This is a genomic window from Streptomyces sp. P9-2 (genome assembly GCF_051903975.1).
Lineage (GTDB): Bacteria > Actinomycetota > Actinomycetes > Streptomycetales > Streptomycetaceae > Streptomyces > Streptomyces cellulosae.
This window is the reverse complement of record NZ_CP192633.1, coordinates 6632501-6650700: the sequence shown is the minus strand read 5'-3', so window position 1 is coordinate 6650700 and position 18200 is coordinate 6632501. Positions and strand designations below refer to the sequence as shown.

At 72.5% G+C, this 18200-nt stretch carries 15 protein-coding genes; 6 read left to right on the top strand and 9 right to left on the bottom strand.

Features of this window, described 5'->3' with window-relative positions:
• The first annotated feature begins 81 nt into the window (after nt 1–81).
• Nucleotides 82–1998 (top strand): AMP-dependent synthetase/ligase, encoded by a 1917-nt coding sequence (locus ACQY0Z_RS30085; protein ID WP_254586809.1) that lies wholly within the window; start codon nt 82–84, stop codon nt 1996–1998.
• Nucleotides 1999–2059: 61 nt separating this feature from the next.
• On the opposite strand, the gene ACQY0Z_RS30080 is transcribed toward ACQY0Z_RS30085, so the two are convergent.
• The 4 genes from ACQY0Z_RS30080 to ACQY0Z_RS30065 form a co-directional block, all read right to left on the bottom strand.
• Nucleotides 2060–2632: a GNAT family N-acetyltransferase gene (locus tag ACQY0Z_RS30080; RefSeq protein WP_254586808.1), complete on the bottom strand. Its 573-nt coding sequence runs from the start codon at nt 2630–2632 to the stop codon at nt 2060–2062.
• A 65-nt stretch (nt 2633–2697) separates the two neighbouring features.
• On the bottom strand, nt 2698–3918 hold the full coding sequence (locus ACQY0Z_RS30075; RefSeq protein ID WP_439813123.1) for a cysteine desulfurase-like protein: 1221 nt from the start codon (nt 3916–3918) through the stop codon (nt 2698–2700).
• 28 nt (nt 3919–3946) lie between these two features.
• Nucleotides 3947–5158, bottom strand: a complete 1212-nt coding sequence (locus ACQY0Z_RS30070; RefSeq protein WP_439813122.1) for an AI-2E family transporter — start codon at nt 5156–5158, stop codon at nt 3947–3949.
• A gap of 126 nt (nt 5159–5284) precedes the next feature.
• Nucleotides 5285–6490: a glycoside hydrolase family 64 protein gene (locus tag ACQY0Z_RS30065; RefSeq protein ID WP_189900654.1), complete on the bottom strand. Its 1206-nt coding sequence runs from the start codon at nt 6488–6490 to the stop codon at nt 5285–5287.
• A 170-nt stretch (nt 6491–6660) separates the two neighbouring features.
• Here ACQY0Z_RS30065 and ACQY0Z_RS30060 point away from each other — a divergent pair, with 170 nt between their 5' ends.
• The 3 genes from ACQY0Z_RS30060 to ACQY0Z_RS30050 all read left to right on the top strand — a co-directional run bounded on the left by ACQY0Z_RS30060 (nt 6661) and on the right by ACQY0Z_RS30050 (nt 9001).
• Nucleotides 6661–6861: a hypothetical protein gene (locus tag ACQY0Z_RS30060; RefSeq protein WP_347224732.1), complete on the top strand. Its 201-nt coding sequence runs from the start codon at nt 6661–6663 to the stop codon at nt 6859–6861.
• Nucleotides 6862–6960: 99 nt separating this feature from the next.
• A complete protein-coding gene (locus ACQY0Z_RS30055; protein ID WP_189900648.1) occupies nt 6961–7713 on the top strand; it encodes an IclR family transcriptional regulator in 753 nt (250 codons plus the stop codon).
• 91 nt (nt 7714–7804) lie between these two features.
• Entirely contained in the window at nt 7805–9001 is a 1197-nt protein-coding gene (locus tag ACQY0Z_RS30050) for a PP2C family protein-serine/threonine phosphatase (protein ID WP_439813121.1), read from the top strand.
• 13 nt (nt 9002–9014) lie between these two features.
• On the opposite strand, the gene ACQY0Z_RS30045 is transcribed toward ACQY0Z_RS30050, so the two are convergent.
• From ACQY0Z_RS30045 to ACQY0Z_RS30030, 4 genes are read right to left on the bottom strand one after another with little or no spacing between them, the layout of a single operon-like run.
• Nucleotides 9015–10394, bottom strand: coding sequence for a GH1 family beta-glucosidase (locus ACQY0Z_RS30045; protein WP_439813120.1), 1380 nt, complete (start codon nt 10392–10394; stop codon nt 9015–9017).
• A 32-nt stretch (nt 10395–10426) separates the two neighbouring features.
• A complete protein-coding gene (locus tag ACQY0Z_RS30040) occupies nt 10427–11254 on the bottom strand; it encodes a carbohydrate ABC transporter permease (RefSeq protein ID WP_347224734.1) in 828 nt (275 codons plus the stop codon).
• Nucleotides 11255–11259: 5 nt separating this feature from the next.
• On the bottom strand, nt 11260–12210 hold the full coding sequence (locus ACQY0Z_RS30035) for a carbohydrate ABC transporter permease (protein ID WP_347224735.1): 951 nt from the start codon (nt 12208–12210) through the stop codon (nt 11260–11262).
• An 11-nt stretch (nt 12211–12221) separates the two neighbouring features.
• Complete coding sequence (locus tag ACQY0Z_RS30030) at nt 12222–13487, bottom strand: ABC transporter substrate-binding protein (RefSeq protein WP_347224736.1); 1266 nt, start codon at nt 13485–13487, stop codon at nt 12222–12224.
• A gap of 295 nt (nt 13488–13782) precedes the next feature.
• On the opposite strand from ACQY0Z_RS30030, the gene yicI reads away from it, so the two are divergent.
• Nucleotides 13783–16059, top strand: a complete 2277-nt coding sequence (gene yicI, locus ACQY0Z_RS30025) for an alpha-xylosidase (RefSeq protein ID WP_347224737.1) — start codon at nt 13783–13785, stop codon at nt 16057–16059.
• Nucleotides 16060–16137: 78 nt separating this feature from the next.
• On the opposite strand, the gene ppk2 is transcribed toward yicI, so the two are convergent.
• Nucleotides 16138–17151 carry a polyphosphate kinase 2 gene (ppk2, locus tag ACQY0Z_RS30020; protein ID WP_189900633.1) on the bottom strand — a complete coding sequence of 338 codons (1014 nt, stop codon included), beginning with the start codon at nt 17149–17151 and terminating at the stop codon, nt 16138–16140.
• A gap of 243 nt (nt 17152–17394) precedes the next feature.
• Here ppk2 and ACQY0Z_RS30015 point away from each other — a divergent pair, with 243 nt between their 5' ends.
• Complete coding sequence (locus tag ACQY0Z_RS30015) at nt 17395–18189, top strand: SDR family NAD(P)-dependent oxidoreductase (RefSeq protein ID WP_254586802.1); 795 nt, start codon at nt 17395–17397, stop codon at nt 18187–18189.
• Nucleotides 18190–18200: the final 11 nt, after the last annotated feature.

The following is an 18200-nucleotide window of genomic DNA, read 5'->3' as shown; positions in this document are numbered from 1 at the left end:
TAAGTTGACTCCCGAGTAAGTAAGCACGGAAGCAAGTACGGACAGCACCAGCAGGACAGTCAGCCGCGACCGGGAGCCGTCATGGGCGTACGCAAGGATCTGAAACGGGCGAAACGACGGGCCGATCTGGCGGGCCGCACAACGGTCGAGACCCTCAAGGACGAGCGCGGCACGGTCCGCGAGGTCCGCACGGAGGTCCTGGCCGCGCATCCCGTCACGGGCACGACCGCCGACATCCCGTTCACCAACGCGGACGAGGCGCCCGACGCGGTCGTGCTGCGCCGCGAGGAAGGGGGCGCGTGGCGCCCGGTCACGGCGGCGGCCTTCGCCGGGGAGGTCACCGCCGTGGCCAAGGGCCTGGTCGCGGCCGGTCTCGAGCCGGGCGACCGGGTCGCCGTGATGTCCCGCACGCGGTACGAGTGGACACTGCTGGACTTCGCGATCTGGGCGGCCGGCGGGCAGACCGTGCCGGTGTACCCCACCTCCTCGGCCGAGCAGGTGGAGTGGATCGTCCGGGACGCCGGCGTCCGGTACGTCGTCGCGGAGACAGCGGACAACACCGCCACGGTCCGCGCCGGCACCGCCGCCGTGGACGCGCCGCCCGAGGTGTGGGAGCTGGAGGCGGGCGCCGTGGACGACCTCGTCGCCCGGGGCCGGGACGTCCCGGACGAGGAGGTCACCAAGCGGCGCGCCGCCCTCACCGCCGACACGGTGGCGACCGTCTGCTACACCTCCGGCACCACCGGACGCCCCAAGGGCTGCGTGCTGACCCACGGCAACCTGTACGCCGAGTCCGCGAACACGGTCGAGCTGCTGCACCCCGTCTTCAAGGCGGTCACCTCCCAGACCGCCTCGACGCTGCTGTTCCTGCCGCTCGCCCACATCCTGGGCCGCACCCTGCAGATCTCCTGTCTGATGGCCCGCATCGAGACCGGCCACTGCCCGAGCATCAAGCCGGACGAACTGCGGCCCGCGCTCAAGTCGTTCCGCCCCACGTTCGTGGTGGGCGTGCCCTACCTGTTCGAGAAGATCCACGACACCGGGCGGGCCACCGCGGAGAAGATCGGGCGCGGGGCATCGTTCGAGCGCGCCCATCGCATCGCCGTCCGCTTCGCGCGGGCGCACCTCGACCGCTTCCTCGGCCGCGGCAAGGGCCCCGGCCTTCGCCTGTACGCGGCGTGGGCGCTGTACGACCTGCTGGTCTACCGCAGGGTCCGCAAGGAGCTCGGCGGGCGCCTGCGGTACGCGATCAGCGGCGGCTCCCCGCTGGAGAAGGACCTCAACCTGTTCTTCTACGCGGCCGGCATCATGATCTACGAGGGCTACGGCCTCACCGAGACCACCGCCGCCGCGACCGTCGTCCCGCCGCTGTCCCCGCGCCCCGGCACGGTCGGCCGGCCGGTCCCCGGCACGGCGGTGCGCATCGCCGACGACGGCGAGGTGCTGATCAAGGGCGGCATCGTCTTCGGGTCGTACCGGAACAACCCGGCGGCCACCGATGAAGTGCTGCGCGACGGCTGGTTCGCCACCGGGGACCTCGGCGCGCTCGACGAGGACGGCTATCTGACCATCACCGGCCGCAAGAAGGACATCATCGTCACCTCCGGCGGCAAGAACGTCTCCCCCGCCGTCCTGGAGGACCGGCTGCGCAGCCGTCCGCCGGTCGGACAGTGCCTGGTCGTCGGCGACAACCGTCCCTACGTGGCCGCGCTGATCAGCCTCGACCCGGAGACGGTGGCCCACTGGCTGTCGGTGCGCAAGATGCCCGCCGGCACCCCGATGTCCGAGGTGATCGCCGACCCGCGTATGCGGGCCGACGTGCAGAAGGCCGTGGACTACGCCAACGAGGCCGTCTCGCGCGCGGAGTCCATCCGCGAGTTCGTCGTCGTCGCGGGCGAGTTCAGCGAGGAGAACGGCCTGCTCACGCCGTCGCTGAAGGTCAAGCGGAAGGCGGCGCAGGAGGCGTACGCGGAGGAGATCGCCGCGCTGTACGCGTGAGGCGGGCGCCCTCGCGTGCCGCTCTGCCGAGCCGGGCCGCCCGTGCCGTGCGCGTCCGCCGTCAGCCCAGGTCGAGTCGCATCAGCACGCGGGGGTGGCCGGCCAGCACCGAGGTGGTGTCGGCGGCGTGGGTGAAGCCGGCCCGCTCGAAGTTCTCGCGGAGCCCGGGATAGGCCATCGTCAGGTCGACGCGGGCGTCTCCGTTGTCGAGGGGGTAGGCCTCGACGGCGGGGGCGCCCTGCGCGCGGGCGTACTCGACGGCGCCGACGATCAGGGCGTGCGAGAGGCCCTTGCCGCGGTGGCCGGGGCGCACCCGTATGCACCACAGGGACCACACCGGCAGGTCGTCGACGTGCGGGATCTTGCGGTTGCGGGCGAAGGAGGTGTCCGCGCGCGGGGCGACGGCGGCCCAGCCGACGGGCTCGCCGTCCTCGTGGGCGAGCACCCCGAGGGGGGTGCCGGAGCGGAGCAGCTCGGCGACGTACTCCCCTCGGGCGGGGCCGCGCAGCTCACGGTTGCGCGTGGAGGGGATGCGGTAGCTCAGGCACCAGCAGACGTTCGCCTGCGGGGACTTGGGACCGAGCACGGCACGGACGTCCTCGAACTCCGAGGCTGGGCGGACTTCGACGGTCATGCGTCCACGATGGCACGGACGGCCCGCCGGCGCCGCCGGATGTACGGCGCCGGCGGGCCGTCGTGTCAGTGCGCGGCCGGGGTCTGCTTGAGGAAGTCGCCCAGGCCGTCGAGCAGACGGTCGACGTCCTCGTCGGAGGTGTAGCAGGCGAGGCCGACGCGCAGGCCGCCGGTGTCGCCGAGGCCCAGGTGGCGGGAGGCCTCCAGGGCGTAGAAGTGACCGGAGGGCGCGTGGACGTTGCGTCCGGCGAGGAAGCGGTAGGCGTCCTCGGTGCTGCGGCCGTCGAAGGTGAGCAGGAGGGTCGGTGTGCGGCGCGCGGCCCGGGAGTGGACGGTCACCCCGTCGAGGGCCGCCAGGCCCTCCTCCAGGCGGGCCCGCAGCCGCGCCTCGTGCGCCCCTATCGCCTCGTACGCCGCGCCGAGCCGGGTCCGGCGGCCGCCGTCGGCCGGCCCGCCGAGCCCGGCGAGGACGTCGACGGCGGCGCGGGTGCCGGCCAGGAACTCGTAGGGCAGGGTGCCCAGCTCGAACCGCTCGGGCACCGCGTCCGAGGAGGGCAGCAGCTTGTCCGGGCGCAGGGTCTCCAGCAGCTCGGGGGATGCGGCGAGGACGCCGTGGTGCGGGCCGAGGAACTTGTACGGCGAGCAGACGAAGAAGTCCGCGCCCAGTACCCGCACGTCCACCGGCGCGTGCGCCGTGTGGTGCACACCGTCGACGTACAGCAGGGCGCCCGCCTCGTGCACCAGCCGCGCGATCTCGGTGACCGGGGGCATGGTGCCGATGAGGTTGGAGGCGGCGGTGACCGCGACCAGGCGGGTGCGGTCGGAGAGCTGGGCGCGGATGTGGTCGGCGGTCAGCTCCCCGGTGGCCGGGTCGAAGTCGGCGCGGCGGACGGTGACGCCGGCCCGTTCGGCGGCCTGCACCCACGGACGGATGTTGGCGTCGTGGTCGAGCCGGGTGACGACCACCTCGTCGCCCTCCGACCAGCCGGCGGCGAGGGTGCGGGCCATGTCGTAGGTGAGCTGGGTGGCGCTGCGGCCGAAGACGATCCCCGCCGGGTCGGCGCCGAGCAGGTCGGCCAGGGCCTGGCGTGCCTCGACGACGAGGGTGTCGGCGTGGCGCTCGCCGGGGAGCAGGCTGCCCCGGTTGGACAGCGGGCGCGCCAGGGCGTCGGCGATCGCCTCGATGACGGGGCGCGGCGTCTGGGTGCCGCCGGGGCCGTCGAAGTGGGCGGTGCCGGCGGCCAGCGCGGGGATGCCGGCGCGCAGGGCGGTGAGGTCGTACGTCACGGAAGCTTCCCGGGGGGTCGGAGGGCGGTCAGGCGGCGGGGGCGCCGGGCGCAGGGGACTGCGGCGCGGAAGGCCGCGGCGCCGAGGGCTCCGGCGCGGACGGTTCCGGCGCGGACGGTTCCGGCGCGGACGGCTCCGGAGGTCCGGGCGACGACGGGGCCGGGGGCTGGGGCGCCGGCGGGTCGGTGAGCTGTTCGCGCAGGTAGTTCCAGACGACCGCGACGAGCGCGGCGGCCGGCACGGCGAGCAGGCTGCCGACGATGCCGGCGAGGCTGCCGCCCAGGGTCACCGCCAGCAGGACGACCGCCGCGTGCAGACCGAGGCCGCGGCTCTGGATCATCGGCTGGAAGACGTTGCCCTCGAGCTGCTGCACCACCACGATGAGGACCAGCACCAGCAGCGCGTCCATGAAGCCGTTGGACACCAGCGCGATCAGCACGGCGACCAGTCCGGCGAACAGGGCGCCGACGATGGGCACGAACGCGGACACGAACGTCAGCACCGCGAGCGGCAGGACCAGCGGCACGCCGAGGATCCACAGGCCGAGGCCGATCAGCACGGCGTCGATCAGGCCGACGAGCGCCTGCGACCGCACGAACGCGCCGAGGGTGTTCCAGCAGCGCGCGGCGACGGCCGGCACATCGGTGGCGAGCCGGCCGGGGAGCTGGCGGCGCAGCCACGGCAGGAAACGCGGCCCGTCCTTGAGGAAGAAGAACATCAGGAAGAGCGCCAGGACGGCGGTGACGATGCCGCTGAAGACGGTGCTCACGCCGGTGACCGCGGTGGTGGCGATGGACCCGGCGCTGTCCTGGAGGCGGGCGGTCGCGGCGTCGAAGGCGCCGGTGATCTGGGCGTCGTCGATGTTCAGCGGCGGGCCCTCGGCCCACTCTCGCAGCTTCTCCACGCCCTCGACGACGCCGTCGCCGAGTTCGCCGGCCTCCGAGGCGACAGGCACGGCGATGAGTGCCACGGTGCCCGCGCCGACCAGCAGGAACAGCACGGTCACCAGGGAGGCGGCGACCGCGGGGCGCAGTCCGCGCCGCAGCAGCCAGCGGGTCGGGGGCCAGGTGAGCGTGGTGAGCAGCAGGCCGACTATCAGGGGCCAGACCACCGACCACATCCGGCCCAGCAGCCAGAGGGCCACCCCGGTGGCCACCAGGACCAGCAGCAGTTCCCCCGAGATGCGTGCCGAGGTGCGCAGCGCGGCGCTCGTTTTACCGGCGTTCAGCGAGGCAGACATGGTGGCAACCCTATGGTGCCCGCGCGCCCGTGGTGATCGCGGGACACAAGGGACGTCCGCCGACGGTGCGTCAGGTGCGCCGTGTCCGGCCGGAGGTCCGGCCGGACACGGCGCGGGGAGGTGCGGTCAGTCCAGCGGGTCGAGCGTCAGGGACGCCCCGCGCGGGTCGCCGTCGTGGACGAGCGACTCGTGGGCGCCGACGTCGTCGAAGGCGAAGGCGTACGCCTTCCCGTCGGCCATGTGCGCGTGGACGATGCGCGCGTAGTGGTTGGTGACCGGGTCCTGGTAGAAGCCGGCCGCGCTCCGGTCGGGCTGGTTCGGGTTGGTGAGCAGGGTGGTGCGGTTGAAGCCCGCGCAGAGGGTGCGCGAGATGGGGCCGCGCACCTGGTCGTTGGGGGCGTCGAGGAGGCGGTGGCAGCCGAAGACGGACGAGGCGTCCGGCTTCTGGAAGGCGGTGACCTCGTTGCCGGAGCCGTCCCTGAAGCGCAGCATGCCGCCGGAGACCCGGCCGGTGTACCGGACGTCGGGACGGTCGGTGAACGGCGTGACGATCAGGTCCGTGCCCGTGTACTTGTCCCAGACGCGGTTGATGTAGTCGTCCATGACGGACGCCGGGAGGGCGCCGGTCTCCACCCCGTAGAGCGGGGACAGGGCGCGCAGCACGGTGCCGTCGGAGCGGGTCTGGACGAGGTTCCCCCAGCCGCCACCCTGCGCTCTGAGCGAGTTGAACACGCCGTTGTACCCGCCGGGGCGCAGTTTGCCGGCGGTCAGCGTGGAGCCGTCACCGCGCCGCACGCCGACCGTGTAGGGCGCGGAGAACATGTCGACCTGGGTGCTGTTGATCCACAGTCCGGAGTCGTTGAGCGTGTACTCGGACCAGTTGAAGAGGATGTCGCGGTTGGGGTCGGTGGGGTTCTGCACGGCGGGCTGCACCAGGCCGCCGGTGGTGAGCCGGAACTCCATCTTGCGGCCGTAGGAGAAGTAGATGCGGCCGGAGAACTTGGGCATCTGGATGGTGGTGGACTGGCCGGGCGCCGGGCCCGGGATGGAGGCGTCGGGCGCGGGGGTCGGCGGGTTGCCGCCCGCGGGCCAGGGGTGGAAGGCGCCGCTCGCGTCGGCCCAGCCCTGCCGGCCGGACGACAGCTCGGTGCCCAGGTTGTAGATGTGGATCTGCTCGGCGCGGCCCGAGTTGTTCGTGATGGTGAGCGGGATGGTGGCCGGGACCGCGGCGTGCGCGGGGGACGGGACCCCGGCGGCGAGCCAGCCGCCGCCCAGCGCGGTGGCGATGCCCAGAGCCACGGCGGTGACCCGGCGTCTGAGGGTGCGCAGCATGGTCGTTCTCCGTTCGACGAGTGGCCGACTACGGGTGTGAGAGCGCTCTCACGGAGCCTCCCGCCCTGGTATGGACCTGTCAACGGTTCAAGCAAGAATTGGGGAGGAGAAGGTTCCACATCTCGTGTCCGCGCGCCGCGCGTCGTGGCTCAGCCGCTCTGGACGACGCCGTGGGCCGTGAAGGCGACCGGGCGGCGGGCGGCTCGGACACCGCGCAGACCAAGGTGTTCGGGACGCGGCCCGTGGCGCTGGACCCGGCGAAGCGGATGGCGGCCGTCGTGCTGCCGCGGAGCACCGACCGGGGAGTGATGCACGTCTTCGACGTGGCGCTCAGCGACCGGCCGGCCGCGGCAAACGGGCAGGACGGCTGACCTGCCGGCCGTGTCCCCGCACAGCGCTCGGAAGCCCCCGTTCCGAATGGAGCAGGGGCTTCCCTTGCCCTCGGCGGACGGGGGGCGCACGCTGGACACATGGGTGCCAGCCCGACGCTCATCTCCTCCGTGCAGCGGGCCTTCCGGCTGCTGGAGGCGGCGAGCGCGCACGAGACGGGCGCGCCGGCCAAGCAGCTGGCGCGGGAGACCGGACTGCCCCTGGGCACCGCCTACCATCTGCTGCGCACCCTGGTGCACGACGGCTACCTGCGGAAACTCGACGACGGCAGCTTCGTCCTGGGCGACCGGCTGCAGACCCTGTACTCCGGCGGCCGCAGCCAGGCGCTGCTCGCCCGGGTCCGGCCCGCCCTCTCCGCGCTGCGCGACGAGCTGGACAGCGCCGCCTACCTCACCTTCTACGAGGACGGCGAGATCCGGGTCTCCGAGATCGTGGACGGACCGCGCACCCCGCGCGTCGACCTGTGGGTGGGGTTCGAGGACGCCGGCCACGCCACCGCGCTCGGCAAGGCCGTGCTGCGGGAGCTGGACGACGAGTCCCGCAAGGAGTACCTGTCCCGGCACACGCTGAACGACCTCACCCCGCACACGGTCACCACCCCGGTGGAGCTGATCCGCCGGCTGGAGTCGACGCCCCTCGCCCCGGCCGTGACGGACCTGGAGGAGTACGCGCTGGGCACGGTGTGCGTGGCGGTGCCGGTGTACAGCGGGGGCACCCTGGGCTCCATCGGCGTGTCCATGCCGCGCACCCGGCTCGACCGGATCGACGAGGTCCGCGAGCGGCTGCTGCCGACCGCCCACCGGGTCACCCGCAGCCTGTCACTCACTATGTGAAATCCGCGTTCTTGTGATGCCGGGCACCATCACCTTTGCTTGAAGAAGCACGCAATCCGGACACGCGCACAGGTGAGGAACCCGACAGCACATGAGTCACGCCCGTCAGCATGGACGCGACCGCTCGGCCATACGGCCGTACCCGCGCGGACTGGCGTGCCTCCGATCGCCCCGCACCCGGGCGTGCGCGCACCGGGTCGCCGAGACGCCGGCTCTGCCCGTGGCGATCCTGGTCATCATCGTGTCCATCGACATGGCGGCCGGCACCGGCCGGATCTGGCTGCCGCTGCTCGCCACCGGTCCCGCGCTGGCTGCCGCCACCAGCCGGCCCCGCGGGGTGCTGGGCGTAGGCGCCCTGGCCATCCTGCTCGGCGCGAGCATCGCCTACCGGCACGACATGGCCGTGCCGCACCTGGCCGTCGTGCTGGCCGCCCTGGTGACCGTCACCCTGGCGAGCGCCCTCGCCAGCGCCCTGCGGGCACGCCGTGAGCGGGTGCTGGCCGCCGTGCGCTCCGTCGCGGAGACCGCGCAGCACGCGCTGCTCCAGCCGGTGCCGGGGAGGGTCGGCCCGTTCCAGGTGGCGGTGCGCTACAGCGCGGCCGCCGCCGAGGCCCGGATCGGCGGCGACCTCTACGCCCTCGTCCCCACTCCGCACGGCGTGCGGATGATCGTCGGCGACGTGCGGGGCAAGGGGCTGCCGGCCGTAGGGACGGCCGCGCTGGTGCTGGGTGTGTTCCGGGAGGCGGCGTACGACGAGCCGGACCTGCTGGACGTGGTGTGCCGGATCGAGCGGAGCCTGGCGCGCAACCTGGGCGGCGACGACTTCGTCACCGCGGTGGTCGCCGGCTGCCCGGAGCCCGGGCGGCTGGAGATGGTCAACTGCGGTCACGCTCCCCCGCTGCTGATCCACGGCGACGAGGTGACGGCCGTCGAGACCGACCACCCCGCGCCGCCGCTCGGACTGCGCGCCCTGTCGGACCATTCCCCCCGCCTCCAGGTGGTGCCCTTCGGCGACGGCGACCAGCTGCTCCTCTACACCGACGGCGTCACCGAGGCGCGGGACGCCGAGCGCGCCTTCTACCCCCTGACCGAGGGGCTGACCCGGCATCTGTGCGACGAGCCGGACCGGACGCTGGCCGCGCTGCACGAGGACCTGCTGGACCATGTGGGCGGCCGGCTGCACGACGACGCGGCGCTGCTCCTGCTGCGCAGGCCCGCCGCCGTGCAGCCCGGGGAGGCCGCCGGGGTGCGCCCCGTGGCGGACGTGGACGGCGCCACGGCCGCCTGAGGCGCGTTCCCCGTCAGGGCCGCTGGGCGGCGATCAGACGCCGGTACCAGTGGTAGCTGTCCTTCGGCGTGCGCCGCTGGGTGGCGTAGTCGACGTGGACGATGCCGAACCGCTTGTCGTAGCCGAAGGCCCACTCGAAGTTGTCCAGCAGGGACCACACGTAGTAGCCGCGGACGTCGACGCCCGCGTCCAGCGCGGCCCGCAGCGCGGTGAGATGGCCGCGCAGATAGTCGACGCGGTCGGTGTCGTGCACCGCCCCGTCGGGGCTCACCCGGTCGTCCTCGGCCGAGCCGTTCTCCGTGATGTGCACGGGCGGCAGGGCGTCCCCGTACTGCTCCTTCAGCTCCACCAGGAGGTCGGTGAGGGTGCCGGGCGCCACCGGCCAGCCCATATCGGTCCGCCGGACGCCCGGCATCGGCACCTCGGCGTACCGGTTGTCGGTGGCCACGCGCAGGGCGGGGTCGCTCTCGCGGTGCGGGGCGTCGGCCACGACGATCGGGCGGTAGTAGTTGACGCCGAGGAAGTCCAGCGGCCGGGCGATCAGCTCCAGGTCGCCGTCACGGCGGAAGTCCTGCCCGGTGATCAGCTCGCCCCAGGTCTCCTCCTCGGTGTCCGGGTAGCGCCCGGCGAGGATCGGCTCCGTCCAGACCAGGTTGTGCAGGGTGTCGGCGCGTACCACCGCGGCCCGGTCGGCGTCGGAGTCCGTCGCGGGGAGGTGGTGGTCGAGGTTGAGGGTGATGCCGGCCTCGCGCACCCCGGCCGCGCGCAGCGCCTGTACGGCGAGTCCGTGGCCGACGAGCAGGTGGTGCGCGGCGGCGAGCGCGCCGCGGCCCTCCTGGGCGCCGGGGGCGTGGCGGCCGACGGAGTAACCGAGGAAGGCGCTGCACCAGGGCTCGTTGAGGGTGATCCAGCGGGGCACACGGTCGCCCAGATGGTCGGCGACGACGGCCGTGTACTCGGCGAACCGCTCCGCCGTCTCCCGTACGCGCCAGCCGCCCCGGTCCTCCAGGGCCTGCGGGAGGTCCCAGTGGTAGAGGGTGACGGCCGGTTCGACGCCGGCGGCGAGGAGTTCGTCGACCAGCCGGGAGTAGAAGTCCAGGCCCTTGGGGTTCACCGGTCCCGACCCGTCGGGCACGATCCGCGGCCAGGCGACGGAGAAGCGGTACGAGCCCACGCCGAGGTCGCGCAGCAGGGCCACGTCCTCCGGGTAGCGGTGGTAGTGGTCGCAGGCGACGTCGCCGGTGTCGCCGCCTGCCACCCGGCCGGGGGTGTGGCTGTAGGTGTCCCAGATCGACGGGCCGCGTCCGTCCTCGCGTGCCGCGCCCTCGATCTGGTAGGAGGCGGTGGCGGCGCCGAGGACGAAGCCGGGCGGGAACCGGGGGAAGTCGTTCATGCGGTTCGGGTCCATATCGGTTGGTTCTGCGGTCACTTGACGGAGCCTCCGGTGATGCCGGCGGCGATGTACTTCTGGGCGAGGACGAGCAGGATCGCGGCGGGCACGGTGGAGAGCACGGCCGCGGCCATGACCGAGCCCCAGTCCCCGACGTGCGCGCCGATGTACTGGTAGATGCCCAGCGTGATCGGCTTGACGTCGTCCGTGGTGTTCAGGGTGAGGGCGAACATGAAGTCGCTCCACGCGAACAGGAAGGCGAACAGGCCCGAGGTGATCAGGGCGTTGCGGCTCATCGGCAGCACCACCCGCAGGAACACCCGGACCGGTCCGGCACCGTCGATCTCGGCGGCCTCGATCACCTCGCCGGGGACGGACACCATGAAGGAGCGCATCAGCACGATGGAGAAGGGGATGCCGAGCGAGGCGTCCGCGAGCATCAGCCCGGCGTAGGAGTTGACCAGGCCGAGGTCGACGTACGAGGTGTAGAGGGCGTTGGCGATGACGATGCCCGGGACCATCTGGGTGATCAGGGTGCCGAACACGATGGTGCGCGAGCCGCGCAGGCCGAAGCGGGCCAGGCCGTAGGCGGCGGGCGCCGCGACCGCGAGGCAGATCACGACGGCGCCGGCGGACACCAGCAGGGAGGTCAGCAGGTTGCCGCCCTGGTCGGTGAGCGCCTTGGTGAAGCCGGAGAGGTCGAGCCCCGGGGGGACCGGGTCGACCTGGAGGAGGCCGGAGTCGGGCTGGAGCGCGGTGTTGAGCATCCAGTACAGCGGGAACAGCATCACCGCGAGGACGAGCAGACCCGCGACGGTGGAGCCCCAGCGGCGGCGGGGCGCGGTGGGCGCGTGGACGGCCATGGCGGTCACTTCCCCTCGGTGCGGTTGGCCCGCAGGTAGAACACCGCGAACACGGCGGAGATCAGGATCAGGACGTTGCCGACGACCGCACCGGCGCCGAAGTCCAGCTCCACGAAGGAGTTCTGGTAGGTGAGCGTGCCCAGGGTCTGGGTGGCGTCGGCGGGGCCGCCGTCGGTGAGGGCGAGGATCAGGTCGAGGATCTTCACCGTCGACATGAAGCCGAGCACCAGCACGACCGTGATCACCGGCTTGAGCAGCGGCAGGGTGACGGAGCGGAAGGCGCGCCAGGCGGAGGCGCCGTCCAGGGAGGCCGCCTCGTACAGCTCCTTGGGGATCTCCTGGAGGCCGCCGTAGAGGATGACCATGTTGAACGGGATGCCGATCCAGACGTTCACCAGGATCACCGAGAGCAGCGCCGTGCCGGGGCTGGTCAGCCACGGGGTGTGTCCGCCGAGGCCGAAGGTGTCGAGGAAGGTGTTGAGTACGCCGGTGTCCTGGTCGAGGATGCGGCGCCAGACGACGCCGGACACCACCATGGGCACCAGCCAGGGCAGCAGGATCAGGGAGCGCAGGACGCCGCCGAGGGGGAAGCGGCGGTTGAAGAAGACGGCGAGGGCCAGGCCGACGCAGAACTGGCCGAGCAGGGAGCCCGCCGTGAAGACGAGGGTGTGCCAGAGGGCCTTGCCGAACAGGGCGTCCTGGAAGACGGACGACCAGTTGTCGGCGCCGTTGAAGGGGGCCTCGCCGGTGAAGAAGGTCTTCGGCGTGTAGTGCTGGAAGCTCATCACGACGTTCCGGACGAGCGGGTAGCCGAAGAACAGCAGCATGAAGACGACGGCGGGGGCGACGAAGCCCCAGCGGGTGAGCCTGCGGCACAGCCGGGCGCGGGCCGGGCCGGGCGCGGCGCTCTTCCTGGGCGCGGCGGCCGGCGGGGCGGTGGCGGTGGACGTGGTCATGGGCGCTTACCTCAGTTCCCGCTCGTGGCCCGCTGCTGGGCGCGCTTCAGGGCGGCCTCGCTGGACTGTCCGGTGAGGGCGGACTGGAAGGCGCTCTGCAGGGCGAGGGAGACGGCCGGCCAGCCGGCGCCGACCTGCGCGGTGCGGGAGCGCGCGGTGGCCACCTGGTCGGCCAGCGCGTCCAGTTCGGGCACCTTCGACCGCCACACGGCGGCGGCCCGCTCGTCGGCGGGGACCATCCAGCTGTTGAGGGCGTAGCTGAGCTGTTCCTTCTCGCCGGTCAGACAGGCGACGATCCGGCCCGCCATGCGCTGGCGGCCGTCGTCGCCGGTGCGGGGCACGGTGAGCACGGCGCCGCCGAGCGGGGCGACCGAGTCGGCGCCCGCCTCGGGGACCGGGATCTCGGCGAGACCCCAGTTGAGGTCGGGGTCGCTGTTGAGGGTCTCGACCTGCCAGGGGCCGTTGATCATCATGGCGGCGTTTCCGGCCATGAACTGGTCGTTGACGTCGGCCTGGGTCCAGTTGACCGTGGACCGGGAGAGCGAGCCGTCCTTCAGCAGCGCCTTCCAGAAGTCGAGCGCCTCGACGACCTCCGGGCTGTCGAGCTCGCGTTCGTCGCCGCCGTTGGACCACATGAACGGGGTGAACTGGAAGACGCCGTCCTCGGCGCCGCCCGCGCTGAGCGCCAGGCCGTAGCGCTTGCCGCGGGTCAGCTCGCGCGCGGCTTCGCGCAGATCGTCCCAGGTGGCGGGGGTGCGGATGCCGGCCTCGGCGAGGACGTCCTTGTCGTAGAAGAGGGCGAGGGTGTTCACGGAGCGGGCGGCCCCGTAGTACGTGCCCCGGTAGGAGCCGAAGTCGACGATGCCGTCGGGCACATGGTCGGTGGACAGGCCGAGGGTGCGCAGGTCGGCCAGTCCCCCGGCCTCGGCGAACACCGGCATCTCGGAGGCGTCGAACTGGACGACGTCCGGCAGTGACTTGGACGAGGCCATGCGCAGCGCCTTGGTCATGACCTGGGACGCGGGGACGCTCTGCTGCTCGACGGTGACGCCGAGCCGCTTGCCGCAGCGGGCCATCGCCTCCGCGTCCCAGCGGTGGTAGGTCTCGTCGGTCGAGGAGTTCAGGACGGTGTACACGTCGTCGTCACGCCCGGCGGCGCAGCCGGTCAGCGCCGCCGTGGCGACGAGGGCCGACGCGGCGGCGAGCGAGGTGACGGCTCTGCGGGCGCGTCCGCGGAGGCGCGGACGACGTGCGGCAACCGTTGGATGTGCTGTCACGGTGGGTGCCCCTGGGTGGGACCGGCCCGGCGGGTACCGAGGCCGGCGGCTCTGTGGAAGGGTAGGTGAAGCGCTTCGACAACGGGCCGCCGCGGTCGGGGTCTCGTCTGGCGCTGCACCGGGGTGTAATTTGTTTGGCCTGTTTACTAATACGTCAGCGCGAGTCTGTCGCGCTAGCCCCCCAGCGGCACGATCTCCTTGCGCCAGGGCGTGACAGGTTCCGCGGATCCTGTCATAGTTCCTGGTCAGAGGTTCCCCTCGCACCTCCTTCGCCCTCCCCATCCCGAGGAAGACCATGAAATTCACCGACGGCTTCTGGCGCATCCGCGACGGCGTCCAGATCTCGTACGCCACCGAGGTGCGAGATGTCCGCGCGGAATCGAAGCGCTTCACCATCTATGCGTCGACGAAAAGGGTGACGCGTCGGGGCGACACCCTGAACGCCCCGCTGGTCACGGTCGACTGCTTCTCCCCCGCCGAGGGCGTCGTCGGCGTGCGGGTCACCCATCACGCCGGGAAGCGCAGGCCCGGACCTGACTTCGCGCTGGCCTCGGAGGCCGGTGGCGCGGGCGAGGTGCGCCGGGACGGCGCGGTCACGGAGCTGACCAGCGGCCCGCTCACCCTGCGGCTGGACACGGAGGGCGGTTTCGGGCTCACCTTCCTCGACGCGGACGGGCGGGAGCTGACCCGCGCGGGCGTCAAGAGCACGGCGTACGCCACCACCGCCGACGGGACGCACCACGTGCTGAGCCGGCTGTCCCTCGGCGTCGGCGAGAACGTCTACGGCCTGGGCGAGCGCTTCACCCCGTTCGTGAAGAACGGCCAGACCGTCGACGTGTGGCAGGCCGACGGCGGCACCAGCAGCGAACAGGCCTACAAGAACGTCCCGTTCTACCTCTCCTCACGCGGCTACGGCGTCTTCGTCAACCACCCCGGTCAGGTCTCCTTCGAGGTCGGCTCGGAGTCCGTCGGGCAGGTGCAGTTCAGCGTCGAGGACCAGACGCTGGAGTACTACGTGATCGCGGGCCCGACGCCGAAGGAGGTCCTGGGCCGGTACACCGCGCTCACCGGCCGCCCGGCGCTGCCGCCCGCCTGGTCGTTCGGCCTGTGGCTGAGCACGTCGTTCACCACCTCGTACGACGAGGCGACGGTGACCTCCTTCGTCGACGGCATGGCGGAGCGCGGCATACCGCTGTCGGTGTTCCACTTCGACTGCTTCTGGATGCGCGAGTACCAGTGGTGCGACTTCCGGTGGGACCCGGAGGTGTTCCCGGACCCGGAGGGCATGCTGGCCCGGCTCAAGGACAAGGGCCTGCGGATCAGCGTGTGGATCAACCCGTACATCGCGCAGAAGTCGCCGCTGTTCGACGAGGCCGCGGCGCTCGGGCACCTGGTGCGCCGGGCCGACGGCGACGTGTGGCAGTGGGACCTGTGGCAGGCCGGCATGGGCCTGGTCGACTTCACCGGCCCGGACGCCCGCGCCTGGTTCCAGGGCAAGCTGAAGGCGCTGCTCGACCAGGGGGTGGACTGCTTCAAGACGGACTTCGGCGAGCGCATCCCGACCGACGTCGTCTGGCACGACGGCTCGGACCCCGAGCGGATGCACAACTACTACACGCACCTGTACAACCGCACCGTGTTCGAGCTGCTGGAGAAGGAGCGCGGACAGGGCGAGGCGGTCGTCTTCGCCCGGTCGGCGACCGCCGGCGGGCAGCAGTACCCGGTGCACTGGGGCGGCGACTGCTGGTCGTCCTTCGAGGCGATGGCGGAGTCGCTGCGCGGCGGTCTGTCGCTGTCGCTGAGCGGGTTCGGCTTCTGGAGCCACGACATCGGCGGCTTCGAGGGCACGCCCTCCCCGGAGGTGTTCAAGCGCTGGCTGGCCTTCGGTCTGCTGTCGTCGCACAGCAGGCTGCACGGCTCCACGTCGTACCGGGTGCCGTGGGAGTTCGGCGACGAGGCGGTGGACGTCGCCCGGCAGTTCACGCTGCTGAAGCACCGGCTGATGCCGTACCTGTACGGCGCGGCGGCCGAGGCGCACCGCACGGGCGTGCCGGTGATGCGGCCGATGCTGCTGGAGTTCCCGGACGACCCGGCGTGCCGCCCGCTGGACCGCCAGTACATGCTCGGCCGCGACCTGCTGGTAGCGCCCGTGTTCAGCGCGGACGGCGACGTGGAGGTGTACGTGCCGGAGGGCACCTGGACGCATCTGCTGAGCGGCGAGCGGGTGACGGGCCCGTGCTGGCGCACCGAGCGCCACGGCTACGACAGCCTCCCGCTGTACGTCCGTGAGGGCGCGGTGCTGCCGCTCGCCGGGGACGACTCCCGCCCGGACGGCGACTGGCTGGACGCGCCGGTGCTGCTGGTCCACCCGTCGGACGCGTCCGACTACACGGCGGAGGTCACCGTGCCGGACACGGCGGGTCTTCCGGCGGCGACATTCCACGTCCGGCGGGACGGGGACATGCTGAGGGTGACGGCGTCGGGCACGGACCGGCCGTTCACGGTGCGGGTGCCGGGCGGGGCGGAGGCGTCGGGAGCCGGTGAGGTGACGGTGGCCGTGGCCTCGGGGTGAGCGTGTCGGGGTCGGCTGGGTGAGCCTGCCGGCCACGGCTAGGTGAGCCTGCCGGCGCGGCCGCGCCGGCTCGCCCTGTCAGTACGCGTCGTCCTCCGGGTGGCTGCCCGGGCTGTGCCCGGGGCCGGCCAGGGGCGTCGGGGAGAGGGCCTCCGGCTCCTCGCCGGGCTCCAGCAGGGTGTCCGCCGCGCCCACGATCAGCGGGTCCGGCTTGCCGAGCGCCTCGTGGTCCTTGGCCGGGTAGTCGCAGCGGTCGAGGAGACTGCGCATCGCCTCGAGGCGCCCGCGCCGCTTGTCGTTGTTCTTCACGACCGTCCACGGCGCGTGCGGGGTGTCCGTGGCGCGGAACATCTCCACCTTGGCCTTGGTGTAGTCGTCCCAGCGGTCCAGCGACTCCAGGTCCATCGGCGACAGCTTCCAGCGCCGCAGCGGGTCGACCTGGCGGATGGCGAAGCGGGTGCGCTGCTCGGCCCGGGACACCGAGAACCAGAACTTCACCAGCATGATGCCGTCGTCGGTGAGGAGCTTCTCGAACAGCGGGGTCTGCTCCAGGAACAGCCGGTACTCCTCCTCCGTGCAGAAGCCCATGACCCGCTCGACGCCGGCCCGGTTGTACCAGGAACGGTCGAAGAAGACGATCTCGCCGCGGGCCGGGAGGTGGGCCACGTAGCGTTGGAAGTACCACTGCCCCGCCTCCCGCTCGGTCGGCTTCTCCAGGGCGACCACGCGTGCGCCGCGCGGGTTGAGGCGTTCCATGAACCGCTGGATGGTGCCGCCCTTGCCGGCCGCGTCGCGTCCCTCGCAGACGACGACCATCCGCTGGCCGGTGTCCTTCACCCACCGCTGCATCTTCAGCAGCTCTATCTGCAGGACGCGCTTCGTGCGCTCGTACTCCGACCTGCGGATCTTGCGGTCGTACGGGTGGTTCTCGCGCCACGTCTCGATGGGGGTGCCGTCGGCGTCCAGCAGCACGGGGCGCTCCGGCCGCCGGGCGTCCACCTCCAGCCCGTGCAGCAGGTTCTCGCCGGTGGTGCGTGGCTCCTTCGTTCCCGTGTCACGCCCCTGTCGCTCGTCCGGGTGGTCGGCCGTCACGTCGTCTCCCGCCTTTCGCGTCCCGTCTCACCGGGCCCCCTTGTGCAGCGTATGCCCGGACGGGCGCGCGCGGTGATGCGTGGGCGGGTGCCCGCGCGGGGCGCGCCGAAGCAGGGCTGCGGGCGGTGATTCGGCGGCGGGCTGAGGGGAAGTCGGGGCGGGCCGAGAGGCGCGCGCCCGCGCGGGCGGTGGTCCGCCGCCCCCGAGGCCGCGCTGTCCTGTCCGGCTGGGAGAGGTGAGGACGTGCAGATCGATCTCAAGGGCCGTACGGCGCTGGTCACGGGTTCCACCCAGGGCATCGGGGCGGCGATCGCCGCCGGGCTCGCGCGGGCGGGGGCGCGGGTAGCGGTGAACGGGCGCTCGGAGGAGCGGGTGCGGGAGGGCGCGGCCGCGCTGGAGCGGGAGGTGCCGGGGGCCGAGGTGGTGCCGGTCGCGGCGGACGTCACCACGGAGGAGGGCGCCCGGCGGGTCGTGGAGACGCTCCCCCGGGTGGACGTCCTGGTGAACAACCTCGGCGTGTTCGGCTCCGCCGACCCGCTGGAGATCAGCGACGACGAGTGGCGCCGCTACTTCGAGGTGAACGTCCTGTCGGCGGTCCGCCTGATCCGTCTCCTGCTGCCCGGGATGACGGAGCGCGGCTGGGGCCGGGTGCAGAACATCGCCAGCGACTCGGCGATCGTCACCCCGGCCGAGATGATCCACTACGGCATGTCGAAGACCGCGCTGCTCGCCGTGACCCGCGGCTTCGCCAAGCAGGCGGCGGGCACGGGCGTCACGGTGAACTCGGTCATCGCGGGTCCGACGCACACGGGCGGGGTGGAGGACTTCGTCCACGAGCTGGTGGACCGCGACCTGCCGTGGGAGGAGGCGCAGCGCGCCTTCATGCGCGAGTACCGGCCGCAGTCGCTGCTGCAGCGGCTGATCGAGCCGGAGGAGATCGCCAACATGGTCGTGTACCTGTCCTCCGAGCAGGCGTCGGCGACGACGGGCGGCGCGGTGCGGGTGGACGGCGGGTACGTGGACTCGATCCTGCCGTGAGGTGACCCCCG

What these genes read in the sequence shown, in the direction of transcription:
- yicI (WP_347224737.1), top strand. Translation starts at nt 13,783, where the DNA reads ATGAAATTCACCGACGGCTTCTGGCGCATCCGCGACGGCGTCCAGATC.
- ACQY0Z_RS30040 (WP_347224734.1), bottom strand. Translation starts at nt 11,254, where the DNA reads ATGGCCGTCCACGCGCCCACCGCGCCCCGCCGCCGCTGGGGCTCCACC.
- ACQY0Z_RS30080 (WP_254586808.1), bottom strand. Translation starts at nt 2,632, where the DNA reads ATGACCGTCGAAGTCCGCCCAGCCTCGGAGTTCGAGGACGTCCGTGCC.
- ACQY0Z_RS30070 (WP_439813122.1), bottom strand. Translation starts at nt 5,158, where the DNA reads ATGTCTGCCTCGCTGAACGCCGGTAAAACGAGCGCCGCGCTGCGCACC.
- ACQY0Z_RS30065 (WP_189900654.1), bottom strand. Translation starts at nt 6,490, where the DNA reads ATGCTGCGCACCCTCAGACGCCGGGTCACCGCCGTGGCTCTGGGCATC.
- ACQY0Z_RS30085 (WP_254586809.1), top strand. Translation starts at nt 82, where the DNA reads ATGGGCGTACGCAAGGATCTGAAACGGGCGAAACGACGGGCCGATCTG.
- ACQY0Z_RS30045 (WP_439813120.1), bottom strand. Translation starts at nt 10,394, where the DNA reads ATGAACGACTTCCCCCGGTTCCCGCCCGGCTTCGTCCTCGGCGCCGCC.
- ACQY0Z_RS30055 (WP_189900648.1), top strand. Translation starts at nt 6,961, where the DNA reads ATGGGTGCCAGCCCGACGCTCATCTCCTCCGTGCAGCGGGCCTTCCGG.
- ACQY0Z_RS30050 (WP_439813121.1), top strand. Translation starts at nt 7,805, where the DNA reads ATGAGTCACGCCCGTCAGCATGGACGCGACCGCTCGGCCATACGGCCG.
- ACQY0Z_RS30035 (WP_347224735.1), bottom strand. Translation starts at nt 12,210, where the DNA reads ATGACCACGTCCACCGCCACCGCCCCGCCGGCCGCCGCGCCCAGGAAG.